Below are 22,347 nucleotides of genomic sequence, written 5' to 3'. Positions count from 1 at the left end.
AAAAAAGAAAATTAGACTTGAATTAAAATATAAATATAATTGTTGTTTTTTATGATTCCTTTATGAATTTCACTTTTTTGATAAGTGAAAAGGTCCTTATTTTTCATAAAACTCAATGGGAAGATTATCTGGATCCGCGATGAAAGTAAAACGCTTATTAGTGTTGGCATCAATTCTGATTGGTTCAGATAAAATATTTTTCAAAGATAAAAAATGGATGGTTTGTTCTAAATCATTTACTTCAAATGCTAAATGTCGCAATCCTGCCGCCTCTGGTCTCGATGTGCGTTGCGGTGGATTAGGAAAGGAAAAAAGTTCAATTACATAAGTGCCATTTAGTGCCAAATCGAGTTTGTAGGATTGTCTTTCCGCACGATATATTTCCCGAATAACCGTCAGACCTAAAACATCGGTATAAAACTTTTTTGATTGATCATAATCCGAGCAAATAATAGCGGTGTGATGTACTTTGTTTATTGAAATCATAATTAATTTAAATAAGTCATTTGGGCAAGATTGGCTTTTGGGTCTTGTGCTAAAGCTTCCAAATGTCGTTTGTGAAGTAAAACTTTGTTGCGGTCAATATCATTTATTCGGAAAAGAAAAAGCAGTTCATCGTGATCATCACTATTTTGCCAAATCTGTTCTAATTACATTCCTTGAGAGGCAAGAAACGCTTTATGTTTTTCTAAAATTCCTTTGATGATTTCCAAAGGAACATTTTTGAGTGTTGCTAAAACGTGTGGCATAATTTGAATTTATTGATTTAATTTCCGAATCACTTTCGCCGGATTTCCCACCGCCAATGAATTATCAGGAATGTCTTTTGTAACCACAGAACCTGCACCAATCACGCAACCATTTCCTATTGTAATTCCTGGACATATTACGGAATTCCCGCCAATCCAGCAATCATCACCAATAGTTATGGGCAAAGCACTTTCAAGTGTTTTTCTCAATTCCGCATCAAGGGGATGTGTTGCGGTGTACAATTGAACTCCTGGTGCAAAAAAAACATTGGATCCAATAGTTACTTTGGCACAGTCCAAAACAACACAATTTACATTAAAATAAACATTTTCACCGCAACTAATATTGTATCCATAATCACAAAAAAATGGAGGCTCAATATATAGATTTGCTCCAGCATTGGGAATCAACTCTTTTATAATTTCTCGTGCTTTTTTGGTTATTCTATATTCGGTAACATTTAATCTGTGAAGCAAATTTTTAGATTTTCGTCTGTCTTTTACTAAAACAGAATCACCGGCCAAATAATATTCTCCGGCAATCATTTTTTCTTTTTCAGTTTTCATAAATGCATTTGGGTTTTACTGTAAATGTATAAGAAAATCGACAGTGATGCAACATGTTACTGGAAATATGAATTTTTCCATGGATACCATTTCTTTAAATTTCGATAGTAATTACCTACAAATAATTCTTCCCAAATAACTTTTGTAAATTCTAAAATGAAGTCAAAAGAAATTATGACTTTTAAAAAAAAAGATAAGTATTCAATTGCAAACGAGGCTATCAATAATTATTAGATAGCCTCGTCCCATTTTTTATCACCGTCAAAGTTGCTGCGTTTTGTGAGTAGTTTATTTCTTCATTATTTTAATCGATTGTTTGGGTTGCTCATTCATTCGAAAAAAATACATTCCCGAACATAATTTGCTGAGATTAACAATTGTAATTTCAGAATTTAATGTTCCGGTTTGAATTATTTTGCCATTTTGATCAGATATCAAATAAGATTTCTCATAAAGGTCACTATTTGATTTTACAGTTATGATATCGACTGCGGGATTTGGATACAAAGTCAAGTTTATTCCTTTTGCCAAATCAGATAGCCCTAAAGTATAATTAAAAGTTATTCGGTGTGAATTATTCCAAAGGTTTGTTCGAGTATCCCAAGATTGCATTATAATTTGGATTGGATTACCATTACCATCATTGGAATAATCTGATTTGAAATTGTTTATCCATGAACTTGAAGCGGCATCCCAGATTTGCGACAATGAATTTGTAATATGATTACTTCCATCATAAGAAGTGGTTACTCTTATGTTATTGTACCAAATGTCATCATAATCCCATGGTTGTTGGGTAAGGGTAATGGTTTGATGTAAAGTTCCGTTTGCATCATAAATGAAATTGGTTTGGCTTGAATTTTCCCAGATGTCTAAATATCGATTTTGGGTAATGCTTTGGTTTATTGTTCCGTCTGCATTATTAATGAAATTGGTCTGGACATAGTTTTTCCATCTGCTGTTCGTTAGGTCCCAAGTTTGGGAAAGGGTGTGAATGAGGAAGTTATTACTGTCATAAGTATTTGTTTCTAGTTGGGAGTTTTGCCAAGTTCCAGCCCATATTTCTGAAAGAAAAGTAAGTGCTTTCATTGCTGGATTATAGATATAACTTGACCTTACGGTATCATTCCATAAACTTGTCCCCATATCCCAGGTTTGCCCTGTAGCCTGGTTTAGAGATCCATCAGAATTGTTATTGAGTTTCTGTTGGTAAGCATTTATCCATGTTCCTGAGGAAGCGGACCAGGTCTGGCTAAGGGAATTGATTAAAAAATTGTTGCCATCATAAGTATTAGATGTACTAAGAGCATTCTGCCAGTTTCCGTTTATCCAGTTTTCATTAAGAACGGACTCGACTTTTTGAGCTGAGGAAATTACGGCGAATAGGAAACAAATCCACACTATTACGGATTTGAAGAGATTAATTTTCCTCCATTGTAAAGTAGTTTGTGTTTTCATTTTGATAATTTTAATTTTTCACGATTTAGGCTTTTGAAGTAACCATGTGTATATTAATTATCTAGCATCAATTTTTAATGACACCATCTCTACAGTTGCGGTGAGAAATCGTACTGTACCATCTTTTGTTGATCGATATCGCGAAATTTGCTTTTTATTGACCAAAAATCTAACTAAAGCTCTGATGTGTTGGGGTTACATGTAAACACTTTTTTAGATTACACAAATTTAACAAAATTGATTCATAAGTAATTGATTTATAGACTTTTATTTAATTTTATTTTTTATTTTCAAGTTTATAAAGGTTGTCCGCTACTAGGGGAATTTAAATACAACTCATCCTCTAATTTTGACAGTTCAGTTAACTAATATTTTATAATTTCGATCTCCGAAATATATTTGTATCATCAAAATTAAATAACATGAAAGCCATAATTACTCTTACCCTCTTTTTATTTGCAACTACCCTTTTCTCACAAACGATACTTTCAGGAAAAGTGGTAGATGAAAAAGGAAATCCAGTTTCTGGTGCCAATATTTTTATCGAAGGGACCTATGATGGTACTTCCAGTTCTGAAACAGGAGATTTTTCTTTTGAAACAAGTACGAAAGGAAATCAGACTTTGGTTGTGAGTTTTCTTGTTTTCGAAACTTCAAAAACACTGATTGACGTTTCAAATTTTAAAAACAGGACAATTAAATTGAGAGATAACGTTAATGCGCTAGATGCAGTAGTTATTACCGCAGGAAATCTGGAAGCTGGCGACAAAGCGAGAGTTTCCGTATTGAAACCACTTGATATTGTAACCACAGCTGGCTCGGCCGGAAATATTATTGCAGCTTTGCAAACGTTACCGGGTACACAAAATGTAGGTGAGGATGGAAGATTGTTTGTTCGTGGTGGCGAGGCTAATGAAACCCAAACTTTTGTAGATGGAATTCGGGTGGCGCAGCCTTACGGAGCTTCAGCTCAAAATTTACCAACGAGAGGCCGGTTTTCACCATTTTTGTTTAGTGGAATAGCCTTTTCAACAGGCGGTTATTCTGCTGAATATGGAGAAGCATTATCCAGTGTTTTACTTTTGAATACGCAAGATGAACCAGATCAAAACAAAACCGAAATTGCTCTGATGACCGTTGGTTTAGGTCTTGGGAATACTCAGAAATGGGAAAAAAGTTCGCTAAGTGTGAACACTTCGTATATTAATTTGGCACCGTATCAAGCTGCCATTAAGCAAAATGCAGATTGGAATAGTCCTTTTCAGTCTTTAGCTGGCGAAACGGTATATCGCTATAATTTCAATAAGGGAATTCTGAAATTATATGCTGCTTTTGATGGCTCAAAATTCGATATTAATCAAGAAAATATCAACGCTCCACAAAAAATTAGAGTGGATTTAAACAATAATAATTTCTATTTTAATAGTTCATATAAAGGAGGTTTTGGTAATAACTGGCAAATAACATCGGGTTTAAGTTATGGTTATAGTAAAAATAAAATAAATCTGGATTTAGATAAAGTTGCGAATGACGAGAATGCAGCACATTTGAAATTAAAATTAAAAAAGAGTTTTTCGGATCGAGTGAAATTGTCTTTTGGAGCCGATTATTTCATCACCAAATTTAATGAAGATTTCAAGCAAAATTCTGGAACAACAAATACTAATGGTTACAATTCTAACATCGCGGCTGTATTCACGGAAGCTGATATTTTCTTCTCTAAAAAGTTTGCTGCCAAAGTAGGTTTGAGAGTTTCCAATAATGATTTGTTAAATGAAACCGCCGTTTCTCCTAGAGTTTCTTTGGCTTACAAAATGGCTAAAAATAGTCAGCTTTCTATGGCTTACGGGGATTTTACTCAAACGCCAAACGTAGATTATATCAAGTACTCTAACTTTCATCAATTCGAAAGTGAGAAAGCGTCTCACTATATTTTGAATTATCAATATAATAAAGAAGGGAAGACCTTCAGAGCAGAAGCCTATTTTAAAGACTACAGTAATTTGGTGAAATACGATACTCCATCGATACAATATAATTCGGTTTTTAGTAATAATGGAACGGGTTATGCCCAAGGATTGGATTTGTTTTGGAGAGACGGGAAATCATTCAAAAATGTAGAATATTGGGTTTCCTATTCTTACATCGATACGGAACGGGACTATAAAAACTTTCCAACTCAGGTCACGCCTAATTTTGTTGCAGATCATAGTTTGTCCATTGTTGCCAAATATTGGATTAATGATTGGAAATCACAAATAGGTTTCACCAATTTATATAGTTCTGGAAGGCCGTATAATAATCCAAATGAAACACAATTCATGAATGGAAAAACAAAATCATACAACAGTTTGAGTTTTAACTGGGCGTATTTATTGTCTACGCAGAAAATTTTATACTTCTCCGTTTCGAATATTTTAGGTAGCCAAAATGTTTTTGGCTACGATTACGCAAAAAATCCGGATACAAATGGTTTTTATAATCGAAAAGAAGTCACGCCTACAGCAGATCGATTTTTCTTTGTTGGATTCTTTTGGACCATTAGTAATGACAAAAAGGACAATCAGTTGAAGAATCTATAAAAATGGTCATAAGGTCTTAAAGTCAAAGGTCTAAAGCCCTCGTAAATTTGAATTTCTTCAACTTTATGACTTTCGTCTAAATAACAACTCATCCGCAAAAATCAACAATTCAGTAAGTTAAAATTTTAAAAAGTCTAAAACTGAAATACTTTTGAATAATAATTAAACAAGTTTCAATCATCAATAAAATCATTAACAATTAAAATTTACTATCATGATCAAAATTATCACAATTACCGCTTTATTTGTTTGTAGCTTATTATCAGCACAAGGACAATTTGAACAAGGAATGGGAAAAGCTTTTGGGCTTTGGGCAGCAGGAAAAAATACTGAAGCGTCAGATCAATTTGAAAGAATTGCATCGGCAGAAAAAACAAGTTGGTTGCCAAATTATTACGTAGCTTTAGTAAATACCACAGCAGCTTTTGGAACACAGGATAAAGACAAAATGAATTTGTTACTTACCAAAGCACAAAACGCATTGGATATTGAAATGATAAAAGATCAAAATAATGCCGAATTATATGTGATGCAAGCCATGATAAATACTGCCTGGATTGTTTTTGATCCCATGACAAACGGAATGAAATTATCCGGAAAAACGATGGAAATGTATGCCAAAGCCGAAGCAATCGCTCCAGAAAACCCAAGAGTAGTTTTTGGTAAAGCTGAATTTCAAATAGGAGGGGCAAAATGGACAGGAATTGACACTAAACCTTTATGTGCGGAAATTGAAAAATCAATCGGACTTTTTGCTACTTTTAAACCAGAAACTCCTTTCTCTCCAAAATGGGGATTAGACAGAGCGACCGAAGCATTGAAAAATTGCAAATAATATAGAATAACAATGGAAAATCAAAGAATAAAAACGTTTACAGAGTTTAAGAAAAGTTCAATACTTTGTTTGAAAATAGCTTTGATTTTTACATTGGTATTTTCTTTTGTTCAGCTTAATTTTGATTTGAAAAATGTATTAATAACATTCGTTGTAAGTGCCATGTATTCTTTCGGAATTGGCTTTGGGAATGGAATGATTAATGTGTTTCTTGATAAAAAATGGGATTGGCTGGAACAGACTAATTTAAGAGTGTATTTTGGTATAATTGCTACAATATTATACACGATACCAGTTGTTTTAGGAATTGATTATCTCACTTTTGTGGTTTTTGAGAAGCTGGATTCTTCCGAATTTTTCAATGAAAGAATGTTGTGGGTGCATCTTTTTTATATCATTTTATCTCTGGGGGTCTCCACCTTCATGCAGGCCAGAAGTTTTATGGCTAAATGGAAAAATGCATCCAAAAAGGAAGTAACACAGCAAAAAATAATTGCAGGAACGGCTTCGGCAAAGTTTGAAAGTTTAAAAAACCAAATTGATCCTCATTTCCTTTTTAATAGTTTGAATGTGTTAAGTTCTCTAATCGAAGAAAATCCTGAAAATGCACAACGTTTTACGACTTCATTGTCAAAAATCTATCGTTATGTTTTGGAACAAAAAGATAAAGAGTTGGTTTCGGTTGAAGAAGAGCTGGCTTTCGCCAAAACCTATATGAACCTGCTTAAGATGAGGTTTGAAAACAGTTTGTTTTACGAATTGCCGTCGCAAGAGGATTGGACTGCTTCGTCCCTCGCAATGACGGAAGCCAAAGTGGTGCCACTCTCCTTGCAGCTTTTATTGGAGAATACCGTAAAACACAATGTGGTTAGTGAACAGCGTCCGTTGCATATTCGAATTTTTATCGAAGGAGATTACTTGGTTGTCGAAAACGATTATCAAAAAAAAGAAGTATTGCAGGATCGTCAAGGCGTAGGATTGCAAAACATCATCGATCGATATGGAATTATTACCAACAGAAAAGTATTGATTGACCAAAACGAGAAAACGTTTTCAGTAAAAATACCAATTTTAACGAAACAAATTGCCGTGATGGAAACAACTAATTATAGCGAAAACACCGCTTATTATAGAGCTAAAAAGAGAGTGGAACAGCTCAAAGGATTCTACGGAAGTTTAATTTCGTACTGTATCGTAATTCCAATATTAGTATTTATTAATTTAAGATATTCTCCACAATTTCATTGGTTTTGGTTTTCAGCTGGAGGATGGGGATTTGGATTAGTGATGCATGCTTTAAAAGTATATGGATACAGTTCTAATTGGGAGGAGCGCAAAATTCAAGAAATCCTAAGAAAAGAAGAAAACAAACAAGCATGGAAGTGATTTTAGTTTCTGGTTGCCATTTTTGGTGATCTAGCGAAACGTTAAACGTGAAACAAATTTTTAAACAGAACTACGATGGAAAATAATAATCAAGACGAAGAGCGCTATTTCAAAGCTAAAAAAAGGATGGAGGAGATCAAAGGGTTTTATGGAAACCTCACTACGTACCTAGCTGTAAATACTGGCTTACTAGTTATTAATTTGCTAACGTCTCCAAATCATTTATGGTTTTTCTGGCCACTGATTTTTTGGGGAATTGGAGTCGTAATTCACGGAATGAAAGTCTTTAATTATATGCCATTTATTGGTCAAGATTGGGAAGAGAAAAAGATTAAGGAATTTATGGATAAGGAAAAGGAAAATAATAGTAATTGGGAGTAATTTAAAATTAGTATCATGGGACGATTAAAAAGACAATTGCAAAACGAATATCAAACGGATGATTTTAATCCTGATTTGCGTTATGATTTAGCTTATAAAAGAGTAAAAAGGATTAAAGGATTCTATGTTCATGCATTAGTATATGTTCTTGTAAACTTATTTATTATTATTTCTTTTGTGAATGGAAACTCAGATGAGGAAGGAGATTTAAGGAATTGGGAGACCTATTCAACTGCTTTGTTCTGGGGAATAGGACTTCTTGCACATGGATTTTCTGTTTTTGGAAGAAATATATTTTTTGGACCAAACTGGGAAGAAAATAAAATAAAAGAATTGATGGAAAAAGAGAAAAAAGAGAAATGGCAATAGCGTTTCTACTCATTTTCCAAAAGCTATTTATAATAATTTAAACACACTTAAAATCTTAGTCGATAACTACCGGGATTGTGTAAATAAAACAACAACTTTGAGAAAATACTACCCTATCATTGCGTTTCTTTCAATAATAAAATTAATAATTCATCTCATTGGAAATCAAAATTATGGTTTTCAGCGGGATGAATTACTGCATTTATCTGTAAGTGAGCACTTAGATTGGGGCTATTTTGAGTTTCCTCCTTTTATTGCGTTTGTGGGCAAAATTGCTCATTTTATTTTTGGATACTCGTTATCTGGAATTCGTCTTTTCTCCACATTGGCTGGTGTTGGAATTCTTATAATTTGTTGTTTAATTGCCAAGGAATTGGGTGGGAAAAAGAAAGCAGTTTTTTTAGCTGGAGTTTCTGTTTTGACATTCTTGCCTTTTTATCGCAATCAGACTCTTTTTCAGCCGGTAGCTTTCGATCAGTTATTTTGGACACTAGGTTTCTACTTTTTGATCAAATATTTTAATACTAAAAAAGTAAAATTCCTCGTTTTGCTGGGCATTTCCGCAGGAATGGGTTTGATGAATAAATATACGATTTTGGTCTGGGGATTGGGAGTTGTAGTCGGTTTGTTATTTTATGAAAATGGAGCGCTATTCAAAAATAAGTGGCTTTACATTTCAGGATGCATCACTTTTTTACTATTTCTACCAAATATTATTTGGCAATTTCAGCACGATTTGCCGGTTCTTATGCACTTGCAAAAATTAAAAGAAAGCCAGCTGGACGAAATCGGACCTTTTGATTTTGCATTGGAACAATTAAAACATCCATTTACGCTAGCAATTAGTTTGATTGGACTTTTTGCTTACTTTTTTGACAAGGATTTAAAAAAATATAAAGCTATAGGGATTGCTGCTTTAGTCATATTTATATCGATGTGGTTGATGCAATCTAAAGCGTATTATTTCTTCGCCATTTATCCTGTATTATTCGCGAGTGGAGCTGTAAAAATAGAAAAGCTACTTCAGAGAAAACCAAATTGGAATTATGCTGTGGCTGCCGTTTTATTGCTTCCGATGATTCCTTTTTTGCCACTGGCAACACCAGTTTTACCAATTGATACTTATGTTAGTTATTTAAATTTAAAATCCGAAAAAGATGGACGGATAATAATAACAAATGATTATGCTGATATGTTTGGCTGGGAAGAACAAGTGAAATTAGTCGACAGTACCTATCAATCGTTGCCACCGCAAGAGAAAATAAACTGTGTTATTTGGGCTGAAAATTACGGAGAAGCCGGTGCAATTGAAATCATTGGAAAAAAATACCAACTGCCAAATCCAATTTGTAGCAACGGAAGTTTTTGGCTTTGGGGAAGCGGTACAACCAGCGGGGAAGTTTGTATCAGTATTGGAAATGAAAAAAAAGTTGTAGAAAGCGTATTTAAAGATTGCACATTAGTAAAAATGGTAAAACACAAATATGCAATTGACGAGGAAAATAATATTCCAGTGTATATTTGTCGAAATCCAAAAATAAATAGGAAACAAAATTGGGCGTCATTAGAAAAACATGTGTTCGATTAACGAATTAAATTGAGATTTTCCAAAACCAAAAGTTTTAACTTTAAACTAAACCATGACCACAATAATTATTGAAGACGAAAAACCTGCTGCTAGATTGCTGCAAAGAAAACTCGAAAAATTAAATATCGAAGTGGGAGTGATGCTACATTCCGTGGAAGAATCAATTGAGTGGTTTGCTAAAAACGAACAACCTGATTTGATCTTTCTAGATATTCAATTATCCGATGGTTTATCATTTGAAATATTCGAACACTTCGTCTCCGTGCAGCGTTCTATAAAAAGCGCTATAATTTTTACGACAGCATATGATGAATATGCGTTGAGAGCATTTAAATTGAACAGCATTGATTATCTTTTAAAACCCATTGATGTAGATGATTTAGAGATTGCGGTTTCCAAATTTAAAGCGCGTTTGCCAAAACAAGAATCGTTGCAACTCGACTTTGAGCAAATCAAAAAAATGCTTTCTAATCCATTTGAGAAAAACTACAAAAAAAGATTTACCGTAAAAATAGGACAACATCTAAAAGTGATTGCTACCGATGAAATTGAATGTTTTTACAGTGAAAATAAAGGGACTTACATTCATACTTTCGACAATAGAAATTACTTAATTGAAACTACTCTGGAACTTTTAGAACAGGAATTGGATCCTGCTGATTTCTTTCGCGTAAGCAGAAAATTTATAATTCCGCTCAAAGCAATCAAGGAAATTGTGCTTTATAGCAACTCCCGTTTGAAGGTGATTTTGCCATCTTATAAAGAGGATGAGGTTATTGTAAGCAGAGAAAAAGTATCTGATTTTAGAACCTGGATTGGATAATTATTTACATAAAAAAAACTGTTTCAAAATGGCATCAACTAATCCCAAAATTGGAAATATTGATAACTAATTCTGAAACAGTTATTGTAATTTAGGATTCTTGAAATTATTCAAATAATGATTTAATTTCTTTTTCAGTTTTACCTAATTTCTGTTGTAATTTACCCCAAGTCTCATCTTCTTTTCCTTCTTCAAATAATACATCGTCATCTGTTAGATCAGCAAATTTTTGTTTAAGCTTACCTTTTAACTCATTATAATTTCCTTTAATCTCTGTTGAATTCGGCATAATGTTATAGTTTTAAATTGTTACTTATTGTTTAACAAAGTTGAGAATTTAAAGCTAAAAAAGTGTTATATAATTAGACTGAATTGTTGTATAATTCATAGTTACCTGTAATGGATTGAAGTGAAACTGCTATTAAATTAAAAAAGAATATGATGTCGCTTAAATAATTAGTTTTTAGACAACTAAATGTTGTGTATAGATTATTTCTATAGTGGTTTTATGCCTTGAAAAGTGCTTTTCTTATTCCAATTAAAACAAAAACAAACAAAGTATAACCGATAAAAAACGGGACGATGTAGTCGATTAAATTCATAGGTAACATGATGGCAATAATCAGTAATTGAAAGCCTAAACCATAAAAACTAACGAGCGTCATAAACCAATTTGGAAAAGTTTTTACCTTGTAAGCATCCTTGTCCCAGGTGTGAATTATCTTGTCAAAAACGCCGTAAACTATAGTGTAAATTTGGAACAAAATATCAACTGATTTTTGACTTTCGCCTGGTAAAGCTCTGGGTGATTTATATTCAAAAATTTTACTTGTTGTATCTCCACCCACCGATTTATTTCTCAAAATCACATAATAGTAATTGTATAATGTTCCTTGCAATTGAATACAAAAAAAAGCAATCGCCGTTAACCAAAAAGATGTATTGGAAACATAACAAATGGACATCAATAATAAAAAATTAAGGATGATGTCGAACACACTATCGAGATATCTTCCGGTGTAAGAAGGCGTGTTTTTTATCCGTGCCAATTCGCCGTCAGCGGCATCGATAATCGATTTTAGAATGATAAAAAAAGCCGCTAAAAAATAATGATTTTCCAGAATGCAGTAAATTGCAATCAGACCGGATACTCCAAAAAGGAGCGTCACGTGAATGGGAGTAAACCGCGTATTTTTTAATTGAGTGGCAAAGAATGTTCCAATTGGTCTTCCGTAATCGGATAAATCAAGAAATTTATCTTGAGCTGCAAGTTTAGACATTTAAGTTGATGAACAAAGAAATGCGACAATATAGTCAGATATAAAAGGTATGAAAATTATTTGGATAATCGATGCAAAGTATAAGTCATAGCTGTAAGCAAGAAAAATGCACTTACCTGATGCGTTAATCCTAACCACAGTGGAACTCCATACAATAAGGTTAGTACCCCTAATCCAAACTGAACAAAAACCAATAGTAGAAGTGATTTTATTCCGTTTGTTTGCCTTTTATCTAAAGTGAAATTTTTGCTTTTGAAATATAATAAAACAATTATCCCAACGACAAAATACGCAAGAGTTCTATGTACGAATTGCACGCCGCTTTTACCTTCTGTAAAGCTCAACAACAGATTTTTTTGTTCCAAGAAAACACTGTCGTGAATAAATTGTCCATCACTCATCAATGGCCAGTGATTGTGGATTAAACCGGCGTTTAAGCCCGCAACAAATCCGCCATAAATAATTTGCAACAATAAGAAAACTAGAGCGACACGGGCAATGGTGCGCAAGGATTTCTCTATGTTTTTCTTCTCAGGATAAATTAAATCCAGTGCTACCCAAAACGTATATGCAAAAGTGATAAATGCTGTTGTAAGGTGAAGCGCCAATCTAAAATGGCTTACATCTGGATCGTTAATCAATCCGCTTCGTACCATAAACCATCCAAAAAAACCTTGTAATCCACCTAATCCTAAAAGAATTACACTTTTTTTAATAGTGCTGTTATCTAATTGTTTTCTGATTAGAAAATAGATAAAAGGAATAATGAAAACCATTCCTATCGCACGTCCTATAAAACGGTGAAACCATTCCCAGAAATAGATAAATTTATAATCAGCTAATGTAAAATCATTATGAATATTGATTTTCTGGTATTCAGGAAATTGCTTGTATTGTTCGAAAGCTTCCTGCCATTTTGCCTCAGAAAGAGGCGGTAAAGTATCCGTGATTAAATGCCAGTCGGTCATGGAAAGACCAGAATTAGTTAATCGCGTAATTCCGCCTACGACAACCATTATAAAAATTAAAATACAACCCGATAACAACCAAACAATAACCGATTTATTCCCTTTTTTCATTTTATGAAACTAATTTTTTAGTAGGATTATTTATTTCTTTTTACAGAAAGAATTAGCGCAAAGTTATTTTAAAAAAAGTTAAATTTTAATTCAACAAGCGTTAATTTTTAAGCCTAATTTTTCGGCTCTTTTTAACATAAGTCCATAAGCAGCTTGATATTCGTTCGGGATTTCCCCTTCCAGAATAGCTTCTTTTATGGCTTCTTTAAGCATTCCAATTTCTTTTGATGGCTGTAAATTGAAGATTTTCATAATTTCTTCTCCTGAAATAGGAGGCTGGAAATTCCGAACATGGTCGCGTTCCTCTACTTCCACAATTTTCTTTCGAACAATTTCAAAATTGTTGTGGTATTTTTTGAATTTACTTGCGTTTTTGGTGGTGATATCCGCTTCACATAAAGTCATTAGATTTTCCACATCTTCACCCGCATCGAAAACTAATCGGCGAACTGCCGAATCAGTAACGGTGTCTTGTGACAAAACAATAGGTCGTGAACTCATCATGACCATTTTTTGTACAAACTTCATCTTTTGGTTCAAAGGCATGTGTAAACGTTCGAAGATTTTTTTCGCCATTTTCCCACCTAAAAATTCGTGTCCATGAAATGTCCAACCTTGTTTTTTGTTAAAACGTTTGGTTGGTGCTTTGCCGATATCATGTAATAAAGCGGCCCATCGCAGCCATACATCGTCTGTATTGGGGCATATATTATCAACAACTTCCAGTGTATGATAAAAATTATTTTTGTGGGTATGGCCTTCAATTTCTTCTACCTGATTTAAAGCAGTCAATTCCGGAAGAATGATATCTAAAAGTCCAGTTTTGAATAATAACAAAAAGCCAATAGAAGGTTTATCAGTCGAAAGAATTTTATTAAGCTCATCAACGATGCGCTCTCCTGAAATAATTTTAATTCTTTCCTTGTTTTTTTCGATTGATTCCAAAGAAGCTTCATCGATTTCAAATCCCAATTGATTCGCAAAACGAATACCTCTCAGCATACGCAAAGGATCATCTGAAAAAGTAATATCTGGGTCTAAGGGAGTTTTTATTATTTTATTTTCTAAATCAACTAAACCATTAAAAGGATCCGATAATTCTCCGAAATTTTCAGCATTCAATGATAAGGCTAATGCATTTATCGTAAAATCACGTCGGTTTTGATCGTCTTCAAGCGTTCCGTTTTCTACAACTGGATTCCTGCTTTCAAAGTGATACGATTCTTTTCTGGCGCCTACAAACTCGATTTCCGTATCTTCAAAACGCAACATGGCGGTGCCATACGTTTTGAAAACTTGTACTTTTGGTTTTTTTGGAAGTAATTGAGAAACTTTTAAAGCTAATTCTATTCCGCTGCCCACAGCAACAATATCGATATCTTTTTTGAAGTCTCTTTTTAAAATCAAATCCCTGACGAAACCGCCAATTACATAACTTTTTATGTTAAGTTCTTGGGAAGCTTGAGAAATGACTTCGAATATTTTATTGTTTAAGGCTTGTTTGTATTTCATTATTTTAGTTCCATTTTGTCATTCCGAGAAACGAGGAATCTCTTTAGTTGCTCTAGCATTGAGATTCCTCGTTCCTGGGAATGACAAACGATAGTGATAAACTTTATTTTCGAATAATTTTAACCTGACTATCAGCACTCAATTTTATAATTGTAGACGGTTTTCCTGCTATTTTTTCGCGATGCAAATTTACAACATAGTCCACGCCTTTTATAATTTCGGGGCTAATTTCTTTGAAACTTTTTGGAGTTGGTTGTCCTGATATATTCGCCGATGTTGAAACTAATGGTTTTTTCAACTTTTCCAATAATTTAAAACAGAAAGGCTCTTTTACGATTCTGATGCCCAATGTGTTATCTGTAGCAATTAGATTTGGTGCCACATTTCTTGGTTTGTCGAGAACTAATGTAGTTGGATTTTCGGATAAATCCATGATCTGCCACGCTACTTCAGGGATATCCTTGAAAACGTTGTACATCATTTTTTCACCATTCATTAAAACAATCATGCTTTGTGTTTCAGCTCTTTTCTTGAGTTTGTAGATTTTGGCAACTGCTTCTGGGTTTGTAGCATCACAGCCAATTCCCCAAACGGTGTCCGTAGGATAAAGGATGATGCCGCCTTGTTGTATAATTTCGAATGCATTATGTACCTCTTGATTGATGTCCATTTTTTTTAGGTTTATTGGTGTAAAGATATTTAAAAATAATTTGAGGTAATTTCAAAGGTTTGCTTGATTTTATAGAAAATTTAAATCATTTAAATATTAAAAAGAGTTTAGATTTCTTTTAAATTTTATTTTTACAAATGAATCAGGATTCAATTTTTCCCATTTTGTTGTTTTTAAAATCACTCTTGGCCTTAAATATAAATTTATAAAGAGCAAATGGATTTTTTGAATACAACAAATTTGAATTTATTTGGCTTGAATAGCGTTTTTTCATTTTTAGGATTAATTCAGGAAACAACGCAGCATATTTTTTTTCTAAATATAACAAGTTTCTTGTTATATAATATATTCTTATAGGAGAATGTAATTGCTTCTCTTTCTTAATTAAATAGAGCGTTTTTATGGAAGCGTTTTTTGTTTTTTCACCAATTGAATGATTGAAAAAATTATTCTTAAAAAGAATGCATTTAAAACCCATTTTTAATGTGGCAAAACAAAAATCATAATCAACGCCATCAATAAATAGATTTTCATCAAATCCTCCTATCTTTTTATAATTACTTAAATTTAGTACTGAACCTGAAGTTATTAAGAATTCAACTTCTTTATGGAAAATATTTTTTGGAATAGCAATTTTAGAATCGCTACTATATTCTAAACCAAAAATACCAACTTTGTCGTTATTGGAATAATTTTTAATATCATCAAAATATTGGATTAAGTTTTCATTCAGAAAGTAAGAATCCTGATCCATTGTCAATAGAAATTCAAAGCCATCAGCAATAGCTAAGATGCAAGCTTGATTTAATTGGAACGATAATCCTTTGTTTTCAGAGTCAGAAATATAAATGATTTTATCATGATCTTCAAAAGGAATATTTGTTTTTATGTTTTCAGAATTATCATAGATATACAATTTATCGACCAAAGGTAAATAACTCAATATGTTATTTAAGTCCTTTTTTTTAGGATGGTATAATACGACACATGCTGCAATTTTCATTTATTATTTTTGGTTTTAATTTATGTTTTTGGTGTTTTGCAAAATTATATGTTTTTTATTTAATGTTTAGAAAAAAGAATCTAACAGTGGAAAATGAATCTAAAAAAGATTAGATGTTTACTCCTAATATTAATTAAGATTCTATTTTTGTGACAAATAACTTAAGCAAATGATTTAAATATGACAAAAATTAAAAAAATCGCAATCATAAGTACACATTCTTTTGGCTATGTTGATTTTATAGTAGAAAAATTGAATTTGATGGAAAGTGTTGATTTGACCTATGTTAATATTGATTCCATTTCGTTTTCTTATAAAAATATTTTTTCAAGAGTTAATAATTTTTTTTCTAAATTATTTTTGTCCCAAGGCTTAAAAGAGAAAAACAGAACAAATTTCATTAAAAAATTATTAGAAGACAAAGGTATATTTGATCAAGTATTGATTATTCGGCCAGACAAACTTCAAAAGGAAGCGCTGATTTGTTTAAGAGAGAATTCTATCGAGATGACTAGTTATTTATTTGACGGAATTGAAAATTATAAAGAACAGAAAAAAACATTGCATTTTTTTGACACCGTTTACAGCTATGACAAGAAAGATGTTGAGAAGTATAATTTCCAGTTTTTACCCAATTATATATATGACGATGAAATTTTAGAAGTAAAACCTAGCCAAACCGTATTTAATATTTCTTCCTTCGATAAAAGGTTTCTATTTTTAGAAAAAATCGCAAATTATTTAGAAGCCAAAAATATTTCTTTCCATTTTATAGTTAGAAAGAGCAAAAAATTCGACCATCACAATATAGAAATTATTGAGGACTATTTATCATTACAAGAAGTGAAAAAATTAATAGCGAAAAGTAAGATTTTGGTTGATATTCAAAGGGAAAATCAATATGGTTTGAGTTTTCGTGTGTTTGAAGCTTTGGGATACCGAAGAAAATTAATCACAAACAATCATGATATTGTAAATTATGATTTTTATGATAAAAATAACATTTGGGTTATTTCAGAAACGAATTATGAAATACCAACTGCCTTTTTTGAAACGGATTACAATGAGATTAAACTTGAAATTTTAAATAAATACATGTTAAGTAATTGGATATCAGTGGTTTTTAATGTGGATTAAATAGCAGTTTTAGCTTGGGTTTTTAAGTGCTTTTTAAGTTGCTTTGTATTCCTAAAAGTGTATTTTTACAGCGAAAATAAAAGGTAATAAAAAGCAAATGAGACTAATACATTTTACTGCTTCAAAAGTTTGGAGAGGTCACGAACAAATGATAATTGACATTTGCGAATCGTTTAGAGATAATAATTTTGCTGAAAGTCAATTAATTGTTTGTCCGAATGATTCTGAAATATTCAAAATTGCCACGGAAAGGAATTTAAGCGTTCAAGGATTTGATTATAAATCAGAATATGACCTTAAATTTGCTAAAAAATTCAAACAAATTGCCATAGAGTTTCAAGCTAATGCTATACTACTGCATAATAGTAAATCACATACAATAGCAGTTTTATCCTCTATTTTTTTTAGTTTAGATATCCCTTTAGTGTTGTTTCGAACTTTAATTAAAAACGTAGGAACCAACTTTTTCAGGAAATATAAATACAATTATAAGGGCATAAAAAGGATTATTTGTATTTCTGAACCAGTGGTTGAAATTCTTAAATTATCCATTAAAGACCATTCTAGATTAACAATTATAGGAAGTGTAGTTGATACCGCTAATTTTAGTCATAATGTAAAAACAGGTTATCTTCACAAAGAATTTAATATCCCTTCAGATTTTAAAATAGTAGGAAATGTGTCGGCATTTTGCAAAGTAAAAGATCATTATACTTGGGTTAATACTGCCGAAGAACTTTTTAAAAGAGGATTGAAAGCAAAATATTTTTTGATTGGCGATGGTTCTATGGAGCCAGAAATTAAAGAATATGTAAAGTCAAAAGGTCTAGAAAATGAAGTTATATTTGCCGGTTTTAGAAATGATATAAACAGATGTCTCCCGGAATTTGATTTGTTTTTATTCACGTCAAATAATGAAGCAACTGGAGGAGTTATTCTCGAAAGTTACGCCTGTAATGTGCCGGTTGTCGCTTCCAGAGCTGGTGGTATTCCTACGGTATTAATTGATAATGAAACAGGTTTATTAGCAGAAGTTGGAAATTCAATGGATTTTGCTAATAAATCAGAAGCTTTAATTCATGATAAAGTAATGCAAGAAAGATTTGTCAAAGCTGGTTCTGAATTTTTATTGTCCACTTCTACAAGGCTAATTATCGGGACAAAAATATTGAATGTATTGAATGAAGTTTTAGTAAATTAATAAATACATTTCGCTCAAATAAAATAAATTATGATTTACGTTATTTCCATATTGGTTTTAATTGGATTAGCCTTTTTGGCTTTTTTGAACTTTCAATTTAAATTACTTTCTCCTGCCTCAAAAAAATTAAGAATTCTAGAATATCATTCCGTTTCCGTAAATGGTTTTGAAGATCAGATTACGATTAGCAAAGAGAAAATAAAAGAACAATTTGAATATTTAAAAAATAACAATTACAAGACACTTTCATTATCTGAAGTGGAAGAATTAAAGAATAAAAAACAGCCATTGCCACCTAAATCGGTTGTTCTTACTTTTGACGATGGTTTTTTAGATAATCATACGGAGTTATATCCTTTGCTACAGCAATATAATTTCAAGGCAGTTTGTTTTATTGTTCTAGGAAGAATAGGGCAAAAAGCAGATTGGAATGGAGAATTCGTCAGTGATAATATGATTATGATGAATAAGCAGCAGTTATTTGAAGTAAGTTCTCATATTGAATTGGGATATCATACTTTTAAACATGACAATTATGCTGGATTATCGCTGGATGAAATAGAAAAAGATCTTCAATTGTGCCAAGAAGTGATTAAAAAGGAGGCATTAAATGTTTACCCAGCATTGGCATACACTTATGGCGGATATTATAGAAAGAAGGGAGTTAAACAAGATGAGTTCTTTAAATTACTCGAGAAATACGGCATAAAATATGGTCTTAGAATAGGCAATAGGATAAATGTTTTCCCTTTTAAAAATAATTACCTAATTCAGCGCATAGACATAAGAGGTAGAGATACAATGGAAGATTTTAAAAAGAAAGTAGTTTTTGGAAGGAAGAAAGTTTTTTAATTGACGTCTAAATTTCAAAACAGATGCTTTTCATACACTTTCAAATATTCAGCAGCCGCAACTTTCCAATCGAAACTTGCGGCTCTTTTTTTCATTAGCATTTCCATTTCATTTTGATGATTATAGAAATGATTTAAACCATTTATCAATGTGTTTTTCATGTATTCAGGATCAAAATTATCCCAATAGTAAGCATGTTCTCCGCCTATTTCCGGCAATGAAGTTTTATTGGATAAAAAGATAGGTTTGCCAAAATGCATTGCTTCGATAGGAGGAAGGCCAAACCCTTCGCGAATAGATGGAAATACAAAAGCATGGCACTTCGATAAATAAAATTGTTTAGCAACTTCATCCACTTTACCAGTCAAAAAAATACGGTTTTGTAAATTATTTGACTGTATAAAATCTTCTATTTCTTTGCCATAAGCTTTGTTTTTATTTCCAGATAATATTAGATTATAATCCGTAATATGAAGCATCATTTTCACTAGAGAAAGGAAATTTTTTCGTTCTAGAAAATCACCTATGGAATATAAAAAAGGTTTGTCAAGCGGGATTGGTGAAATAAAACTGGAAGTATCTAATATGGTCGAAATAGGGTTTCCATTATGAATTACATATTCCGGTATATTAGGAACTTTAAAGTACTGATGGGTTTGTTTTTTTGCAAATTCCGAGACATAAGTTATCGCATTAGCTTTCTCCAGCTTTTTAAGAAAGAGTTTATTTACTTTGTGATTCATATCGGATGAAATTTCCTTTACAAAATTTACATCATGGATGGTTAGTAAATATTTATTGACGTGATAAGGTTCAACTTTAGAATTCTGATTCATGGAATGCCATAAATCATATTTTTTTCGGGTTCTAAAAATACTATATCGGGATAAATCAGTATATTTTTTATATTTAAATTTGTCGCCAAATTCAGATTTTAGTAGTTCCGGATTTTTAGCGTTTAGTAATAAGTCTAAATTATTAAATTCTAATTGTGACAATCCCTTTATCAACTCATAATTAAAAGTCCCTAATCCAGTTGCTTTATTTTTAAGATTATGTGATTCTAGAAATACAGTTTTTGTCATATTTAATAGTGTAATTCGCTAGTAATTGCCATTTTTTAGCTTCATTCATACTCAAATGAAAAATGCATATTTAAAATTTAGACTAAGAAAAATTAAGAAGGTTTAATGTCTGAAACGTTTTTTTATACATTTTATTTAAAAACTTTAATTAAATATAATATTCCGTCATCATTATAAAATAGGACGGTTTATTTGGAGACTCAAAAATCATTTCGTTATTTTTGTAGATTAACAACTTAGTTTGCAATCCATGTTAATAACGGTCAATACAGTTTTCATTTCTAAAGAAAAAGAGATCAAAAAGAATATTACGGATTTTAGTTCCACTGGTGTTCTCTTTGGTGATGGTAAAAGGAATACGATCAAACTCTTTGATTTAGACGGTAAGACGATTAACATCAAATCGTTTAAAATTCCTAACATTATTAATCAGGTAGCGTATAAATATTTTCGGAAATCAAAAGCTAGACGATCTTATGAATATGCAAATAAGTTGTTACAAAAGGGAATTGGTACGCCACAGCCTATTGCTTACGCTGAAAATTTTAAAGTTACAGGATTAGAAAAGAGTTTTTATATCAGTGAACATTTACAAGCAGATTTGACTTTCCGGGAATTAGTTGAAAACCCGGATTATCCAGATCATGAAAATATACTAAGACAGTTTGCCAAATTTACTTATGATTTGCATGAAAAAGGAATTGAATTTCTAGATCATTCACCAGGAAACACGTTGATTAAAAAAGTTTCCGAAAATCAATATGAGTTCTACTTGGTTGATTTAAACAGAATGAATTTTCATGAAGTTATGGATTTTGACATGCGAATGAAAAATTTTAGCAGGCTTACGCCAAAAAATGAAATGCTCGCTGTAATGAGTGATGAATATGCAAAATATTACAATAAGGAATATGAGGAAATTTTTAGTAAAATGTGCTTTTACACTAATGATTTTCAGGCAAAACACCACAGAAAAATGGTAAGAAAAAAGAAATTGCTTTTTTGGAGATAGTCGCTATTTTTTATCCCAAAGATTTCGAAGTTCTTGGTATCTAATATGGATACAATAAGCATTTAGGTAGCAAATATTCATGCCTTTTCTTCCGTCGAGAAAACCCAGTCGGACAATATAATTATACAGGAAATTATAAATAGGATGCAATATGTGGCGCACATAAGAAGTTTTTTGTTTCTTAATGAACTTCTCTTGAGCTTTAAATTTCCCGTAGCTTATTATTTTCGATTTAAAGGATTCATAATCAGAAAACGAATAATGAGTAAGTTTGTTTTTGAGTACACCAACTTTTCCATTTACTTCTAATTTTTCATGAACCAATCTATCTGTTTTGTATGTGGCGTAATTTTTATTGAATAATCTGAAAATTTTATCGTTTTGACAACCACTGAAACGCAAAATGGTATTTTCGTATATAAAAGTTCTGTAAAATAAAAAAGCAGAATATGTTTCGTTGTTTTTTAGCGTGACTAAAATTTCATTTTTTAATGCGGGAGTAAGTCTTTCGTCAGCGTCTAGAAATAAAATCCAATCATTTTTTGCTTGAGCAATAGCAAAATTTCTTTGTGAAGTGTAATCCTCAAACTTATGCTGAATAAATTTTACTTTGTTGAATGATTTTGAGATACTTTCAGTCGCATCAGTGCTAAACGAATCGACAACAATAATTTCATCAGCAAAATCTAAATCTGACAGAAGCGCATTCATATGAACCTCTTCATTTAAAGTTATGATTAAAACCGATAATTTTTTGTTTAGATTGCGATTCATTTAC

The 22,347-nt window shown here is 31.9% G+C and carries 22 protein-coding genes; 11 read left to right on the top strand and 11 right to left on the bottom strand.

Going from position 1 to position 22,347, the window contains the following annotated elements:
- Positions 1-96: 96 nt before the first annotated feature.
- The 3 genes from IWX84_RS09815 to IWX84_RS09805 all read right to left on the bottom strand — a co-directional run bounded on the left by IWX84_RS09815 (position 97) and on the right by IWX84_RS09805 (position 2,774).
- Entirely contained in the window at positions 97-486 is a 390-nt protein-coding gene (locus IWX84_RS09815) for a VOC family protein (protein ID WP_196850566.1), read from the bottom strand.
- Between the two features lie 272 nt (positions 487-758).
- A complete protein-coding gene (locus IWX84_RS09810; RefSeq protein ID WP_196850565.1) occupies positions 759-1,316 on the bottom strand; it encodes a sugar O-acetyltransferase in 558 nt (185 codons plus the stop codon).
- 288 nt (positions 1,317-1,604) lie between these two features.
- Positions 1,605-2,774, bottom strand: a complete 1,170-nt coding sequence (locus IWX84_RS09805; protein WP_196850564.1) for a T9SS type A sorting domain-containing protein — start codon at positions 2,772-2,774, stop codon at positions 1,605-1,607.
- Between the two features lie 422 nt (positions 2,775-3,196).
- Here IWX84_RS09805 and IWX84_RS09800 point away from each other — a divergent pair, with 422 nt between their 5' ends.
- The 7 genes from IWX84_RS09800 to IWX84_RS09770 all read left to right on the top strand — a co-directional run bounded on the left by IWX84_RS09800 (position 3,197) and on the right by IWX84_RS09770 (position 10,738).
- Positions 3,197-5,356 carry a TonB-dependent receptor gene (locus IWX84_RS09800; RefSeq protein WP_196850563.1) on the top strand — a complete coding sequence of 720 codons (2,160 nt, stop codon included), beginning with the start codon at positions 3,197-3,199 and terminating at the stop codon, positions 5,354-5,356.
- Between the two features lie 214 nt (positions 5,357-5,570).
- The gene (locus tag IWX84_RS09795) at positions 5,571-6,191 is read left to right on the top strand and encodes a hypothetical protein (protein WP_196850562.1); all 621 of its coding nucleotides are present in this window, start codon (positions 5,571-5,573) and stop codon (positions 6,189-6,191) included.
- Between the two features lie 12 nt (positions 6,192-6,203).
- Entirely contained in the window at positions 6,204-7,577 is a 1,374-nt protein-coding gene (locus IWX84_RS09790) for a histidine kinase (protein ID WP_196850561.1), read from the top strand.
- A gap of 75 nt (positions 7,578-7,652) precedes the next feature.
- A complete protein-coding gene (locus tag IWX84_RS09785) occupies positions 7,653-7,958 on the top strand; it encodes a 2TM domain-containing protein (RefSeq protein WP_196850560.1) in 306 nt (101 codons plus the stop codon).
- Positions 7,959-7,973: 15 nt separating this feature from the next.
- On the top strand, positions 7,974-8,327 hold the full coding sequence (locus tag IWX84_RS09780) for a 2TM domain-containing protein (RefSeq protein WP_196850559.1): 354 nt from the start codon (positions 7,974-7,976) through the stop codon (positions 8,325-8,327).
- A 97-nt stretch (positions 8,328-8,424) separates the two neighbouring features.
- Positions 8,425-9,915, top strand: coding sequence for an ArnT family glycosyltransferase (locus IWX84_RS09775; RefSeq protein WP_196850558.1), 1,491 nt, complete (start codon positions 8,425-8,427; stop codon positions 9,913-9,915).
- A 52-nt stretch (positions 9,916-9,967) separates the two neighbouring features.
- Positions 9,968-10,738 carry a LytR/AlgR family response regulator transcription factor gene (locus tag IWX84_RS09770; RefSeq protein WP_196850557.1) on the top strand — a complete coding sequence of 257 codons (771 nt, stop codon included), beginning with the start codon at positions 9,968-9,970 and terminating at the stop codon, positions 10,736-10,738.
- 106 nt (positions 10,739-10,844) lie between these two features.
- Here IWX84_RS09770 and IWX84_RS09765 read toward each other — a convergent pair whose 3' ends face one another.
- The 6 genes from IWX84_RS09765 to IWX84_RS09740 form a co-directional block, all read right to left on the bottom strand.
- Positions 10,845-11,027, bottom strand: a complete 183-nt coding sequence (locus tag IWX84_RS09765; RefSeq protein ID WP_196850556.1) for a CsbD family protein — start codon at positions 11,025-11,027, stop codon at positions 10,845-10,847.
- A gap of 217 nt (positions 11,028-11,244) precedes the next feature.
- A complete protein-coding gene (locus IWX84_RS09760) occupies positions 11,245-12,018 on the bottom strand; it encodes a CDP-alcohol phosphatidyltransferase family protein (RefSeq protein ID WP_196850555.1) in 774 nt (257 codons plus the stop codon).
- 56 nt (positions 12,019-12,074) lie between these two features.
- On the bottom strand, positions 12,075-13,097 hold the full coding sequence (locus tag IWX84_RS09755) for a COX15/CtaA family protein (RefSeq protein ID WP_196850554.1): 1,023 nt from the start codon (positions 13,095-13,097) through the stop codon (positions 12,075-12,077).
- A gap of 90 nt (positions 13,098-13,187) precedes the next feature.
- On the bottom strand, positions 13,188-14,609 hold the full coding sequence (locus IWX84_RS09750; protein WP_196850553.1) for a CCA tRNA nucleotidyltransferase: 1,422 nt from the start codon (positions 14,607-14,609) through the stop codon (positions 13,188-13,190).
- Positions 14,610-14,712: 103 nt separating this feature from the next.
- Complete coding sequence (locus IWX84_RS09745; protein WP_196850552.1) at positions 14,713-15,279, bottom strand: L-threonylcarbamoyladenylate synthase; 567 nt, start codon at positions 15,277-15,279, stop codon at positions 14,713-14,715.
- 142 nt (positions 15,280-15,421) lie between these two features.
- Positions 15,422-16,282 carry a hypothetical protein gene (locus IWX84_RS09740; RefSeq protein ID WP_196850551.1) on the bottom strand — a complete coding sequence of 287 codons (861 nt, stop codon included), beginning with the start codon at positions 16,280-16,282 and terminating at the stop codon, positions 15,422-15,424.
- Positions 16,283-16,462: 180 nt separating this feature from the next.
- Between IWX84_RS09740 and IWX84_RS09735 the strand changes: the two genes are divergently transcribed.
- The 3 genes from IWX84_RS09735 to IWX84_RS09725 all read left to right on the top strand — a co-directional run bounded on the left by IWX84_RS09735 (position 16,463) and on the right by IWX84_RS09725 (position 19,472).
- Entirely contained in the window at positions 16,463-17,419 is a 957-nt protein-coding gene (locus IWX84_RS09735; RefSeq protein WP_196850550.1) for a hypothetical protein, read from the top strand.
- Between the two features lie 97 nt (positions 17,420-17,516).
- Positions 17,517-18,620: a glycosyltransferase gene (locus tag IWX84_RS09730; protein WP_196850549.1), complete on the top strand. Its 1,104-nt coding sequence runs from the start codon at positions 17,517-17,519 to the stop codon at positions 18,618-18,620.
- A 30-nt stretch (positions 18,621-18,650) separates the two neighbouring features.
- Entirely contained in the window at positions 18,651-19,472 is an 822-nt protein-coding gene (locus IWX84_RS09725; protein ID WP_196850548.1) for a polysaccharide deacetylase family protein, read from the top strand.
- A 14-nt stretch (positions 19,473-19,486) separates the two neighbouring features.
- Here IWX84_RS09725 and IWX84_RS09720 read toward each other — a convergent pair whose 3' ends face one another.
- Positions 19,487-20,557: a glycosyltransferase family 4 protein gene (locus IWX84_RS09720; protein WP_196850547.1), complete on the bottom strand. Its 1,071-nt coding sequence runs from the start codon at positions 20,555-20,557 to the stop codon at positions 19,487-19,489.
- A gap of 250 nt (positions 20,558-20,807) precedes the next feature.
- On the opposite strand from IWX84_RS09720, the gene IWX84_RS09715 reads away from it, so the two are divergent.
- Positions 20,808-21,569 carry a lipopolysaccharide kinase InaA family protein gene (locus tag IWX84_RS09715; protein ID WP_196850586.1) on the top strand — a complete coding sequence of 254 codons (762 nt, stop codon included), beginning with the start codon at positions 20,808-20,810 and terminating at the stop codon, positions 21,567-21,569.
- A gap of 3 nt (positions 21,570-21,572) precedes the next feature.
- Here IWX84_RS09715 and IWX84_RS09710 read toward each other — a convergent pair whose 3' ends face one another.
- A complete protein-coding gene (locus IWX84_RS09710; protein ID WP_196850546.1) occupies positions 21,573-22,343 on the bottom strand; it encodes a glycosyltransferase family 2 protein in 771 nt (256 codons plus the stop codon).
- Positions 22,344-22,347 lie beyond the last annotated feature (4 nt).

It is taken from the genome of Flavobacterium sp. CG_9.10 (genome assembly GCF_015752245.1).
Classification (GTDB): domain Bacteria; phylum Bacteroidota; class Bacteroidia; order Flavobacteriales; family Flavobacteriaceae; genus Flavobacterium.
The sequence above is the reverse complement of the archived record's forward strand: the minus strand, read 5'-3'. Positions and strand labels throughout refer to the sequence as shown.

What these genes read in the sequence shown, in the direction of transcription:
- IWX84_RS09815 (WP_196850566.1), bottom strand. Translation starts at nt 486, where the DNA reads ATGATTTCAATAAACAAAGTACATCACACCGCTATTATTTGCTCGGAT.
- IWX84_RS09810 (WP_196850565.1), bottom strand. Translation starts at nt 1,316, where the DNA reads ATGAAAACTGAAAAAGAAAAAATGATTGCCGGAGAATATTATTTGGCC.
- IWX84_RS09805 (WP_196850564.1), bottom strand. Translation starts at nt 2,774, where the DNA reads ATGAAAACACAAACTACTTTACAATGGAGGAAAATTAATCTCTTCAAA.
- IWX84_RS09800 (WP_196850563.1), top strand. Translation starts at nt 3,197, where the DNA reads ATGAAAGCCATAATTACTCTTACCCTCTTTTTATTTGCAACTACCCTT.
- IWX84_RS09795 (WP_196850562.1), top strand. Translation starts at nt 5,571, where the DNA reads ATGATCAAAATTATCACAATTACCGCTTTATTTGTTTGTAGCTTATTA.
- IWX84_RS09790 (WP_196850561.1), top strand. Translation starts at nt 6,204, where the DNA reads ATGGAAAATCAAAGAATAAAAACGTTTACAGAGTTTAAGAAAAGTTCA.
- IWX84_RS09785 (WP_196850560.1), top strand. Translation starts at nt 7,653, where the DNA reads ATGGAAAATAATAATCAAGACGAAGAGCGCTATTTCAAAGCTAAAAAA.
- IWX84_RS09780 (WP_196850559.1), top strand. Translation starts at nt 7,974, where the DNA reads ATGGGACGATTAAAAAGACAATTGCAAAACGAATATCAAACGGATGAT.
- IWX84_RS09770 (WP_196850557.1), top strand. Translation starts at nt 9,968, where the DNA reads ATGACCACAATAATTATTGAAGACGAAAAACCTGCTGCTAGATTGCTG.
- IWX84_RS09765 (WP_196850556.1), bottom strand. Translation starts at nt 11,027, where the DNA reads ATGCCGAATTCAACAGAGATTAAAGGAAATTATAATGAGTTAAAAGGT.
- IWX84_RS09760 (WP_196850555.1), bottom strand. Translation starts at nt 12,018, where the DNA reads ATGTCTAAACTTGCAGCTCAAGATAAATTTCTTGATTTATCCGATTAC.
- IWX84_RS09755 (WP_196850554.1), bottom strand. Translation starts at nt 13,097, where the DNA reads ATGAAAAAAGGGAATAAATCGGTTATTGTTTGGTTGTTATCGGGTTGT.
- IWX84_RS09750 (WP_196850553.1), bottom strand. Translation starts at nt 14,609, where the DNA reads ATGAAATACAAACAAGCCTTAAACAATAAAATATTCGAAGTCATTTCT.
- IWX84_RS09745 (WP_196850552.1), bottom strand. Translation starts at nt 15,279, where the DNA reads ATGGACATCAATCAAGAGGTACATAATGCATTCGAAATTATACAACAA.
- IWX84_RS09740 (WP_196850551.1), bottom strand. Translation starts at nt 16,282, where the DNA reads ATGAAAATTGCAGCATGTGTCGTATTATACCATCCTAAAAAAAAGGAC.
- IWX84_RS09735 (WP_196850550.1), top strand. Translation starts at nt 16,463, where the DNA reads ATGACAAAAATTAAAAAAATCGCAATCATAAGTACACATTCTTTTGGC.
- IWX84_RS09730 (WP_196850549.1), top strand. Translation starts at nt 17,517, where the DNA reads ATGAGACTAATACATTTTACTGCTTCAAAAGTTTGGAGAGGTCACGAA.
- IWX84_RS09725 (WP_196850548.1), top strand. Translation starts at nt 18,651, where the DNA reads ATGATTTACGTTATTTCCATATTGGTTTTAATTGGATTAGCCTTTTTG.
- IWX84_RS09720 (WP_196850547.1), bottom strand. Translation starts at nt 20,557, where the DNA reads ATGACAAAAACTGTATTTCTAGAATCACATAATCTTAAAAATAAAGCA.
- IWX84_RS09715 (WP_196850586.1), top strand. Translation starts at nt 20,808, where the DNA reads ATGTTAATAACGGTCAATACAGTTTTCATTTCTAAAGAAAAAGAGATC.
- IWX84_RS09710 (WP_196850546.1), bottom strand. Translation starts at nt 22,343, where the DNA reads ATGAATCGCAATCTAAACAAAAAATTATCGGTTTTAATCATAACTTTA.